This is a genomic window from Crossiella sp. CA198 (assembly GCF_052078295.1).
Classification (GTDB): Bacteria; Actinomycetota; Actinomycetes; order Mycobacteriales; family Pseudonocardiaceae; genus Crossiella.
Window position 1 is genome coordinate 13,481 of the sequence record NZ_JBQJIM010000035.1, and the last position, 10,920, is coordinate 24,400.

Annotated in this window: 10 protein-coding genes; all 10 read right to left on the bottom strand. The window is 69.1% G+C overall.

All coding sequences use genetic code 11. The annotated features are described in order from the left end of the window. Nucleotides 1–16: 16 nt before the first annotated feature. The 10 genes from ACTOWY_RS39390 to ACTOWY_RS39435 all read right to left on the bottom strand — a co-directional run bounded on the left by ACTOWY_RS39390 (nucleotide 17) and on the right by ACTOWY_RS39435 (nucleotide 10,829). Nucleotides 17–784 (bottom strand): hypothetical protein, encoded by a 768-nt coding sequence (locus tag ACTOWY_RS39390; RefSeq protein ID WP_441314695.1) that lies wholly within the window; start codon nucleotides 782–784, stop codon nucleotides 17–19. Continuing rightward, nucleotides 693–2,894 (bottom strand): MMPL family transporter, encoded by a 2,202-nt coding sequence (locus tag ACTOWY_RS39395; protein WP_441314696.1) that lies wholly within the window; start codon nucleotides 2,892–2,894, stop codon nucleotides 693–695. The genes ACTOWY_RS39390 and ACTOWY_RS39395 overlap by 92 nt, the downstream gene beginning before the upstream one ends. A 36-nt stretch (nucleotides 2,895–2,930) precedes the next feature. Continuing rightward, nucleotides 2,931–4,166: a hypothetical protein gene (locus ACTOWY_RS39400; protein ID WP_441314697.1), complete on the bottom strand. Its 1,236-nt coding sequence runs from the start codon at nucleotides 4,164–4,166 to the stop codon at nucleotides 2,931–2,933. A gap of 37 nt (nucleotides 4,167–4,203) precedes the next feature. Further along, the gene (locus tag ACTOWY_RS39405) at nucleotides 4,204–5,142 is read right to left on the bottom strand and encodes a hypothetical protein (RefSeq protein ID WP_441314698.1); all 939 of its coding nucleotides are present in this window, start codon (nucleotides 5,140–5,142) and stop codon (nucleotides 4,204–4,206) included. A gap of 44 nt (nucleotides 5,143–5,186) precedes the next feature. Then, nucleotides 5,187–5,672: a type II toxin-antitoxin system RatA family toxin gene (locus tag ACTOWY_RS39410; protein WP_441314699.1), complete on the bottom strand. Its 486-nt coding sequence runs from the start codon at nucleotides 5,670–5,672 to the stop codon at nucleotides 5,187–5,189. Nucleotide 5,673: 1 nt separating this feature from the next. Continuing rightward, on the bottom strand, nucleotides 5,674–6,954 hold the full coding sequence (locus tag ACTOWY_RS39415) for an aspartate aminotransferase family protein (protein ID WP_441314700.1): 1,281 nt from the start codon (nucleotides 6,952–6,954) through the stop codon (nucleotides 5,674–5,676). A gap of 16 nt (nucleotides 6,955–6,970) precedes the next feature. Next, nucleotides 6,971–8,101 (bottom strand): acyl-CoA dehydrogenase family protein, encoded by a 1,131-nt coding sequence (locus tag ACTOWY_RS39420; protein WP_441314701.1) that lies wholly within the window; start codon nucleotides 8,099–8,101, stop codon nucleotides 6,971–6,973. Continuing rightward, nucleotides 8,098–9,609, bottom strand: coding sequence for an aldehyde dehydrogenase family protein (locus ACTOWY_RS39425; RefSeq protein ID WP_441314702.1), 1,512 nt, complete (start codon nucleotides 9,607–9,609; stop codon nucleotides 8,098–8,100). The genes ACTOWY_RS39420 and ACTOWY_RS39425 overlap by 4 nt, the downstream gene beginning before the upstream one ends. Before the next feature lie 185 nt (nucleotides 9,610–9,794). After that, nucleotides 9,795–10,160 carry a helix-turn-helix domain-containing protein gene (locus tag ACTOWY_RS39430; RefSeq protein ID WP_441314703.1) on the bottom strand — a complete coding sequence of 122 codons (366 nt, stop codon included), beginning with the start codon at nucleotides 10,158–10,160 and terminating at the stop codon, nucleotides 9,795–9,797. A gap of 270 nt (nucleotides 10,161–10,430) precedes the next feature. Next, complete coding sequence (locus ACTOWY_RS39435) at nucleotides 10,431–10,829, bottom strand: hypothetical protein (RefSeq protein ID WP_441314704.1); 399 nt, start codon at nucleotides 10,827–10,829, stop codon at nucleotides 10,431–10,433. Nucleotides 10,830–10,920 lie beyond the last annotated feature (91 nt).

Here is a 10,920-nt window from a genome sequence, read left to right on the forward strand (position 1 = left end):
TAACAACGGCGGCGGCTCACCTCTGGGCGCGGCCCACGTGGAAGTCGGTGCCGTCGTAGCAGTCCTGCACGTTGTCCATCATCACCTCGCAGAAGCGCCGGTAGGCCAGTTCGGTGACCAGGGTGCGGAACCAGGCCCAGCGGTCCAGCCGGAGCAGCGCCATCAGCGGCGGCACCGGGAAGTTCTGGCAGGACATGAAGGACACCACGGTGCCGCGGCCGTCGCCGGTGCGGCGGAAGGACATGTAGCCGTCGTCGCAGACCGCGGACCCGTTGGGGCTGTGCACGGTCAGCATCCAGACCCGCTGCTCGTCCTCGGTGTAGTCGATCTTCTCCAGCTTGTAGACGTCGAGTTCCTGCTTGCCCATGAACGCGGCGTAGTTGGGCTGCGGCAAGGCGATGATCCGCACGCCCTGGTGCAGCGCCCGGTCCTGCTCGTCCCGCTGCACCACCCGGGTGCTCAGGCCGAGCGAGTCCCGGTAGAACTGGCCGACGTGCCCGATCGGCACCCGGGTGATGAAGTCCTCATACGGCACGTCCAGGACGCGCTCGCCGTGGAAGAGCACGGTGCCGTCGGGCTGGTGGATCCAGCGCATGCCCCGGCGGTCGGCGGGCTTGCCCTTGAGCCGGTGCTCGATGTCCACCAGCTCCGGGATGATCTTCTCGTAGTCGCTGCCGTGGTAGAGGTCGAGATCAATCTCGAACGGTGGCTCCAGCCGGGGAACCGTCCGTTTGGCGAGCACGATCCGGCTCGCCCAGGCGATCGTCGCCAAGGGGTTGCGCACTGTCGGGATTCCTTTCCTGCTTTCCGGGGAACCACCAGTTCCAGCGGCCCATGAGCTGCATGCTGGCCGGGACCAGCACCCCGCGGATCACCGTGGCGTCGATCAGCACCGCGAAGGCCAGGCCGACGCCGAGCTGTTTGAGCGGGGTCACATCGGAGAGCGCGAAGCCGAAGAAGATCGCGATCATGATGGCCGCGGCGCTGCTGATCACCCGGCCGGTGCGGGCCACGCCGTCGATGATCGAGCCGGTGTTGTCGCCGGTTTCCCGGTACCGCTCGGCGATCCGGGAGATCAGGATGACCTCGTAGTCGGTGGACAGCGCGATCACCACGGACACGATGGTGATCGGCACGATCGGGTGTAGATCGGCCGGATCCGACCAGCCGATGATGCGGGCGCCGATCTCGGTGGTGGACAACAGCAGCAGCCCGCCGATGCTGGCGCCGAGGGAGATCACCACCAGCAGCACGGCCTTGATCGGCAGGATGATCGAGCGCATCGCCACGATCAGCAGCAGCAGCACCAGACCGAGCAGCACCAGCAGCATCAGCGGCAGGCTGGCGAACAGGGCGTCGGTGGCGTCGATGCGCATCGCGGTCTCGCCGCCGACCTCGAACCGGATGCCGGAGAGCGTTTCGTGCAGGCTGCCGCCGCGCAGGCTGCGCACCAGTTCGTGCGTGCGGTCGTCGGAAGGGCTGTGCGTGGTGGCCACGCTGACCCGGTAGGCCTCGGTGTTGTCCAGCGGGATCGGCCGGGCGGCCAGCACATCCGGGTTGCCGGTCAGGGCCTGCGCGATCCGTTCGGCGTTGCCGCGGACCTCGCCGGAACTGCCGTGCACCACGATCTCCACCGGGGCGAACACGCCGGGCCCGAAGGCCTTGGCGCCCAGTTCGGTGGACTGGCGGACCTGGGAGTCCACCGGCATCTGGCTGGCGGTGGGCAGGTCGACCTTCTGCACCAGGTCCAGCACGGGCAGGCACAGCGCGGCCAGCACCGCGGTGCCCGCGACCAGCCACAGCAACGGGCGTTTGGTGACCCGCAGGCCCCAGCGGCCCCAGAAGCCGGACATCTCGCCGTCCACGTGCGCGGTGCTGACCTCGCCCGCGGCCAGCCGGGCGCGTTCCTTCTTGCGCAGGATCCGGTGGCCCAGGGCACGCAGCACGATCGGCGCGCCGATCAGCGCGGCCACGATGGCCATGGCGGTCACCAGCATCATGCCCAGCGCCGCGGTCTGGATGGCCCTGGAGTCGACCATGAACATGCCGGCCTCGGCCACGAGCACGGTGAGCCCTGACCAGGCGACGGCCACGCCGGTGGTGCGCATGGCGGTGCGGACCGCGTCATCGACTTCGAGGCCGCCGAGCAGCAGTTCGCGGACGCGTTGCACCAGGAACATGGCGTAGTCGATGGCCAGCGCCAGGCCGACCATGGTGGCCGAGTTGGTGACGTACTCGGAGAAGGGGATGCCGAAGGCCAGCGCACCCGCCACGCCGAGGCCGCCGAGCAGCGCGGAGGCGCCGATGGCCAGTGGCACCAGGGTGGCCCACAGGGTGCCGAAGGTCAGCAGCAGCACCACCAGCACGATGGGCAGGCCGACCTGTTCGGCGCGCAGCAGGTCGCTGCGGGAGAGCTGGACCAGTTCCTCCCGGTGCGCGCCGTAGCCGCCGAGGAAGACCTTGCTGTCCCCCGGCGCCAGCCCCTCGATGTCCAGGAGTTTGTTGGCCACCCCGATGGAGCCGTCGATGCCGCCGGTGCTGGACACGCCGAAGACGGTGAGCGGCCCGGTGCCCTCCTTGGCAGGCGGCAACGGCAGCGGTTGCACCTCGCGCACGCCCTCGGTGCCGGCGATCTTGTCCCGGACCGTCTTCAGCTCCCCAGCGCCTTCCGCGGTGGCCGCCTTGCCGGTGACCACGACGAACAACGCGGGCACGCCGTTGCGGCTCAGCTCGCGGGCCACCGATTCGGCCTGGCTGGTCGAGGATGCCTCGCCGCCGGGCACGGCCCGGCCTTCCAGTCCGATGGCGAAGGCCCCGCCGGTGATGGCCAGCAGGATCCAGGCCACGACGATGAGCCTGCTGTTGCGGAAAAGGGCGTCAGTGAGGCGGTCCAACGGGAACTCCTGGTGCGCGGTAGGTGTCGCTGAACGTCAGCCGGGAACCACTGGGCCGGCCGGTGGGCTGAGCAACGTGCTGTGGTGGAAGCCGAGCCTGGGATCGCTCCACCACCGCAGCCCGGTGTCGAACTCCTGGAGTTCAGGCATCCGCACCTGGAGCCGAACGGTGTTCTCCGGATAGTTGTATACCGTGATCGTGTTCAGTCCCCGGTTCGCGGTGAACAAGAGTGACTGATCGGCGGATAGCTGGCAGGCGTAGACCGAGTCGATCATCGCGCCGCGGGATACCCGCAGCGCGCGCAGGTAGTGGTGACCGCCGGTGAGGATGGATCCCCTGGTCAGGGTGTCCACCGCGGTGCGCAGCACCTGACGCCCCGCGCGCAGTTTGCTGCGCAGGCTGGGTTTCTCGTCGAGTACCCGGTAGGTGGTGAAGCTGTCCAGGTCGATCATCACGATGGTGCCGCTGGCGCCGTTGCAGTAGATGAGTTCGCGGTCGGAGATGCACACGTCGGAGTTGATGTGCGCGGGTGTGTCGTGCCCGGCGGTCCAGTGCCGCAGCACCTGGCCGGTCTCCGCGTCGACCTCGAAGGCGTATTCCTTGAACTGGGCGATGCTCCACTCGTGCCAGTCCCGGCCGTCCTGCGGCTGCACCCGGAAGGACAGCGCGTAGAACCGGTCCTCCACCGGGTGGCAGACCACGTGCCAGCAGGTCGCGGGCAGCTGCACCCGGCGGGCGGTGCGGGTGTGCAGGTCGAAGATGCCGACCTCGCACGCCTCGCCCCGCCCCGGGTGGTCCATGCCGCCGTAGACCAGGTATCGGCCGGAGGCGGAGGTCTTCATCGCGTGCGGCAGTTTGACGCCGTGGTCGCCGAGCCGTTCGGCCTTGTCCAGGCGTTCCAGATCGGACAGCCACAGGCCGTCGCCCATGGCGGCGACGGCCTGGGTGTCGTTGATCCAGGCGACGTGCGTGCTGCCCTTGATGGAGGAGTCGGTCGGCTCGAAGCGCAGGGTGGAGATGCGCTGCACCTCCTCCAGGGTCTGCGCGTCGTAGAACATCAGGTGCTGGCCGGTGCTGCCGAGGAAGCCCACCCGGTTGTCCGGGCTGACACTGACCGCGTGACCGCCCGCCATGCCGTCGAAGTACTCGACGTTGTAGGCGTAGCGCCCACTGACCGGGTCGTACCGGAAGACGCAGACCCCGGCCCGGCCTTCCAGCCCGTTGAGGCCATTGCCATCCAGGGCGATGTGGAACGCGTACGGATAGTCCATCGCGGGGCTCCGTCCTCTCAGCTCGACGTGGGAGCGCTCAGCGGCGCTTGGCGCGGCGGGTGCGGCGCAGCAGGTACAGACCGGCCAGGGCGGCCCCGGCGATCTTGAGTGCGCGCGGAACGCCGGTCTTCTCGCCGTTGCTGGGACGGCCGATCGCGATTTCCTTGCCCTCATAGACCCGGAGCAGGTTGCCGTAGGTGGTGTTCCAGAACGAGCGGTAGGCCGCCTCGGTGAGGGTGTCCCGGAACCAGATCCAGCGGTCCAGCCCGAACAGCTGCATGATCCGCGGCCGAGGGAACACCTGGTGCGCCACGAAGACGACCTTGGTGTGGTTGGAGCCGGGGATCCGGCTGACCGCCATGTAGCTGTCGTCGACCGAGGTGGACAGGTTGGGGCTGCACACGGTGCGCATCCAGTTGCGCTGCTCGTCCGGCCCGTACTCGGCGAACTCCAGCTTGTAGACGTCCAGCTCGTCCTTGCCGAGGAAGGCGGTGTAGGTGGGCTGGGCGAGTGCGGCGATCCGCTCGATCTGCAGCGTGGGCCTGCCTTCGGCGTCCCGGTGCAGCACCTGGGTGTTGATGCCGAGCACGTCCTTGAAGCAGTCGCCGACCCGGCTGATCTCGACCTTGGAGACGAAGTCGTCGTAGTCGATGTCGACGGTGCGCACGCCGTAGAAGTAGACCTCGGTGCGGCCGTGGATCCAGCGCATGCCGTCGGCGGTCAGCGGCACGTCCAGGAGCTGCTTCTCCACCTTCTCGGTGGAGTCGGTGTCGTAGACGTAGTTCGGGTCGCGGTACTGCTCCAGGTCCAGCCGGACCGGCAACCGCTTGCGGGACAAGGTGTTCTTGGCGAACATGATCTGCGCCGCGCGGAAGATCTTGCGCGGGGCCAGGTCGGTGAGCAGGGTGCCCTGCGGCACCGTGTTCGGTGCGCTGTGGTGCGCGTAGAGGGCCTCCGCGGACCGGTCGGTGCTCATGATCGATTTCCTCCAGCGGGTGGTGGTGGGTGGTCGGGACGCGCTCAGAGCGGGACGGCGGCCGCGCGGGCGGGGACCGGGGCGCCCTCGGGGAACTCCACCCGGTCGCCGAACAGGCCGATCAGCACCAGCTGGACGACGTCGGTGAGCAGCCGTTCGGCGACCGGTTCGACGATGCTGGCCAGGGAGGGCACGCCGAAGTCGAAGTCGGCGATCAGCGCGGTCTTGATGCCCTCGGGGGTCTGTTCGAGGACCCAGCCGCCGTAGAACTCCTCGAAGTCGCCTTCGGTCTGGATGAAGTCGAGGCGCATCTCCTCGCGGCGGAACCAGTCCTGTTCGGTCCACTGCAGCAGGCCGTTGCGGAACTCGACCACCCAGCTGCTGTAGGAGGGCCCACCGTCACCGCGGTGCATCTCCACCTTGCGCACCACGTCGACGAGTTCGGCGTAGTGGCTGAAGTCGGCGAGGGTGTCGAAGACGGTGTCCGGGTCGGTGTCCCGGATCAGGGCATGGATCTCTACGTGACGCACGTCAGCTCGCTCCTACTGAGTCGGCGGTCGGGTAGCGCGCCGCGACCTCGGCGCAGGCGCCGTCGAAGGCGGAAAGCAGGAACTCGGTGCCCTCGTCGCTGATCACCGCGGGCGGGGTGAACCGCAGCACGGCGCCTGCGTTGAGGGAGTAGTTGACGATCAGGTGCCGGTTGACCATCTCGGCCAGCAGCGCGCCTGCCAGTCCGGCGCCCTTGAGTTCGACGCCGATGAGCAGGCCGACGCCCCTGACCTCGGTGACCAGTTGCGGGCAGCGGCGATCGACGATCTCGCGCATGCCGGTGAGCAGCACCTCGCCCACCTTGGCCGCCCGTTCCACCAGGCCGTCCTGCTCGATGGCCTCGATCGCGGCGCGGGCGGCGGCCATCGCGATCGGCGCGCCGGAGAAGGTGGAGGTGTGGATGAACGGGTCCCGGTTGAACGCGCGGAAGGCGGCCGGGGTGGCGATCATCGCCGAGACCGGCACGATCCCGCCGGAGAGTCCCTTGCCGGCCAACAGGATGTCCGGGGTGACGCCTTCGCGGTCGGCGCCCCACCAGTGGCCGAGCCTGCCCATGCCGGTCTGGATCTCATCCAGCACCAGCAGCGCGCCGTGCTCGTCGCAGAGGGCCCGGACCGCGCCGAGGTAACCGGCGGGCGGGATGCGCACGCCGCCCTCGCCCTGGATGGGTTCGAGGATGACGCAGGCGTCCTGGCCGCCCTTGGCGAGTTCGGCGGCCAGTGCGGCGGCGTCGCCGAAGGGCACGAACGTGACGTCGGGCAGCAGCGGGCGGAACGGGGCCTGGTACAGGTCGTTGCCGGTGACCGCGAGCGCGCCGAAGGTCTTGCCGTGGTAGCCGCCGATGGTGGAGATGAGCCGGGTTTTGCCCAGGGTGCGGGCGAGTTTGAGCGCGGCCTCGGTGGCTTCGGTGCCGGAGCTGGCGAAGTGCACGTGTTCCAGGCCGTCCGGGGTGACCCTGGCCAGTGCCTCGGCCGCCCGCGCCGCGGTCGGTTCGAGCAGGATGCGGGAGGCGATGGGGCTGGTCTGGATCTGCCGGATGACCGCGGCTTCCACGTGCGGGTGCCGGGCGCCGTGGATGAGCACGCCGTAGCCGCCGGCGTTGAGGTAGCGGCCGCCGTCGGAGGTCTCGATCCACTCCCCGCGGGCCGAGGTCTCCATCTGGGTGCCGAAGACCTCGGAGATCTTGGCCCGGCCGCGGGAGAGGTGGCTGCGGTAGAGGTCGAGCACCTCCGGGTAGCCGGGTTCGGTGCTGGTGCTGGACATGGGGCTCCCTGGGGTCTCAGTCGAGGACGACGGGACGCCCGGAGAACCACCCGAGCAGGGCGTCGGCCGAGCTGTGCCGGGACGGTGGGTGGAAGCCGATCGCGTGTGCGGCGGCGGAGAGGTAGGCGACCTCGGAGGACCGGATGAAAGCCATGCCGCCCAACAGCTCCACCGCCGTGGCCACGGTGGAACGGATGGTGTCGGCGATGGTGAACCGGGTGATCAGCGCGCGGGCCAGGCCGTCGTTGCCGCCGTCGCCCTCATCGAGGTTGCGGGCCGCGCCGTCGAGGGTGAGCGCGGCGCCCTCCACCGCCATGGCCAGGCCGAGCCGTTCGCTCGGCGTGCCCTTCTCCGCGGTGAGCACCCGTTCGACCAGTGCCATGGCCACGCCCAGGTAGCAGGCGGTGACCAGCAGCTCGAACCAGACGAATCCGAGGGTCTGCAGGTCGTCGAGTTCGCCGTTGAGGCCGATGGTCAGTTCGACGATCAGGTCCGGGTGCACCTCGACGTTGTCCAGGATCAGCGTGTCCGACTCCGCCCCGGCCAGTGCCCAGGAGCCCCAGAACGGGGTGACCGAGATGCCGGGCGAGGCGGCCGGGATCATCGCGATCGCGGTGCGGGTAGTGCCGTCGGGCTGTTCCAGGGCCACGCTCGCGGTGAGCAGGTCCATCGACCGGGACAGGCTGCACGGTTGCTTGCGGCCGCTGATCCGCCAGTTCGTGCCGTCCCAGACGCCCTTCATGGTCGGGGCCAGGATGCCTTGGGAGGTACGGCCTTCGGCGAAACCGGAGGCCATCAGCCGCTGGTCGGTGGCCACCCCGTCGAGCAGCATCCACTCGAACCCGGTGCTGGACTCGGCCAGCGCGACCAGGCTGGCGAGGGAGAACTGGTGCATGGTGGTGGCCACGGCCAGCGAGGGCGAGCGCGCGGCCAGTGCCCTGGTGACCCGGACCGCGTCCACCGCGGTGGCCCCGCCGCCGTTGTGCTTGGCCGGGATGAGCAGTCCGGGGCCACCGGCGGCGCGGAACAGCTCGATGCCTCCTCCGCCGGGGGATTCCAGGTCCAGCAACGGGATCGCGGCGAGTTTGCCGTCCAGACCGGGCAGGAAGCGTTCGCAGGTCTGGCGTTCCTGGCTGAGCAGTCTCATCGGGTCGCCTCCGGTGCGGCTCCGGTCTCGAACACCGCGGTGCGCGGCTGCACGCCCTCGGCGATGCTGATGCCCTGCAGGTGCGAGGTGCGCAGCAGCGGGTAGTTCAGTTCGCCGAAGGGGCCGCCGGTCAGCCCGGTGCCACCGTGGCTGGCCAGGTAGGGCACGAACCCGATGTGCGAGTCGTTGACCTTGAGCAGGCCGCCGGTGACGACCCGGTTGGCCACCTCCTCGATCACCGCGGGGTCCTTGGCCCACAACGAGTTCCGCAGGCCGTACTGGTTGGCGTTGAGGAAGGCGATGGCCTGATCCAGCAATGTGCCGTCGTCGGTCTCGGGCACCACGATCGGCAGCAGCGGGAAGAAGGTCTCCTCGCGCACCGCGGTCAGGTCGCGGGCGCCGTCGAGGCCGTCCACCCGCAGCACGGTCGGCGCGATGAACGGGCCGGTGTCCGAGGCGGTGCCGTCGAGTTCCAGCCGGTGCCCGCCGGTGATCACCTCGGCGCCGGCGGCCACGGCTTCCTTGAGGCAGGCGAAGTACTCGTCCGGCCGCATCACCGGGGAGAGCAGCACCTCGGGGTCGTCCGGGTAGCCGGGGCGGATCTTGGCGACCAGCGCGGCCAGCTTGGTCAGCAGCGTGTCGGCGATGTCGGGGTGCGCGATGGCGTACTTGGGCACCATGCAGATCTGGCCGGAGCCGAAGAAGCATTCGGTGAGCGCCTCGGCGGCCAGGTCGAGGTCGGCGTCCTTCCACACCAGCACGCCGTCGTTGCCCGCCAGTTCCAGGATCGGCTTCTTGCCGCGGGCGACGGCTTCCTGGCCGAGCTGGATGCCGCGTTCGCTGCCGCCGAAGAAGAAGATGTCGTCTACCAGGGGGCTGTCCAGCCACTGGCTCATGATCTTCTTGGGCTGGCCGCAGACCAGGCTGAGCGTGCCGGGCGGGGCGCCGAGTTCCTCCAGGATGGGCGCGACGATCTCCCGCCAGCCGAACATCACGCCGTAGGGCGAGCTGCGCGGGGCCTTGACCACCAGTGTGTTGCCCGCGACCAGCGCGGGCACGCCGAGGAAGGAGTTGGACGCGGCCGCGTTCTGCGGCGGGCTGAGCACCACGACGCCGTCGGGCTTGCGCACCAGCCGCAGCGTGCGCGGGCCGACCTGGTGCTCCTCGTGGAGCTGCCTGCGCCACAGGTCCAGGTTTTCCTTGCTGGCGGCCTGCTGGATGCCGGCGATCTCCCATTCGGCGAGCTTGCGTGGGTGGCCTTCGGCGACCAGGACGTCGATGAACTCCTCGCGCCTGCGGGTCACCTCTTCCCGCACCCGCTGGCCCAGCAGCAGCCGGGTCTCCAGTGGGAAGGCGCCCCAGACCGGGGCTGCCTCCTTGGCCTTGACCAGGGCTTCCTGCAGGTGCTCGTCGCTGGTCACCGCGCACCGGGCGGCGACGTTGGGCAGTTCGGCCCCGTCGTCGCGGCTGCCGCGTTCCAGCTCGCGCTTGACCTTCAGGTTCGACATGAAGTCATTGAGGAATGCGTTGGCGTTGACCGTGTACACCCAGGTTTCTCCTGGGCAATCCGAACCGGCAATATAGGAACTGTACGAACGCATCCCAAGAGACCCCCGTCCACTCGCGTGACTCCACAAATATCTGACCAAGCCTGACCGGAGACCCGACCCCGGCTCAATTGAACTTTGGTTCACTAGCGGTTCCGGCAGCCTTCAGCCAGGCGGCCGCAATTTGTGGACACCCCCGGAAGGGCGTCGTCGAAGGTGAGCTGGAACATCAGCGAGACCAGCCCGGCCTGCAACCGCGACTCGACCAGCAGTTTGGCCATCACCTGGGCGACGTGTGCCTTGACCGTCCGCTCGGTCACGCCGAGCCTGCCCGCGATGGCCCGGTTGGACGCGCCGCTGCCGAGACGCAGGAAGACTTCCAGCTCACGGGCGGAGAGCAGGTCGACGCGGTCCAGCAGGACCGGCCATGAGGTGGAGCCCGCTGGCAGTTCCAGGCCGAAGCCCGCGCTGGTGGGACGGACGGCGGTGCGGTCGGAGACGTCAACGGTCACGATGGGCCCTTCGCTTCGGCAACACACGTCGATGGTCTGAAACAAACAGACTTCAGGCGTCCCGAAACGAAACTCTGACGTACACATTCGGGCGCCGGGCGGAGATCCACAACATAATCGCCACCACCGACAGCCCGTGGGCACTTTCGCCGAGTTGACCCGCTAGACGGGGGATCACGGCCTTGTGGCCGCCCTTTTGGGCAGCCGGGATAATAACGTGAATATTTGTGAAACCGCTGTAACGCCGAAATGACGGGAAAACTACCCTGGTCAGTTCGCCCGCGGTGTGAGCACAAACCCGGCGGCGCGGCGCACGGTCTCGGCCGCCACCGGGGCGGCGGCCGGGCCCTGGGCCCGGAGGTGCGCGAGCAGCTCCGGTTCCGGGGCCAGCCCGTGCCGCTGAAGGTAGTAGGTGACGGTGTCCGTCCACACCCACCGTCCGTCTGTCAAGAAGTTGACAGGCACCACCGCGGTGCGCGCCGGATCGAGCACGTCGTCCAGCAGGGTCGGGCTGAGCAGCACCGGGGTGCCGCTGTCCAGGTAGTCGGCGATGGCCTGGCGTTCGGCGGGATCGGGAAGGCGGGGGTGGTCGGCGGCGAAGCCGGGGCCGGTCTCCGGGTGAACGTGGTCGAACACCCTGGCCAGGACGAATTCCGCAGCTGTGGTCACCCCACCAGCACACCCCACCAGCCCCGCCGGGACCACGCAGGACCCCAGGCAGAACCCACCCGCAGTTCCACCCCACCCCCACCCGCCCACT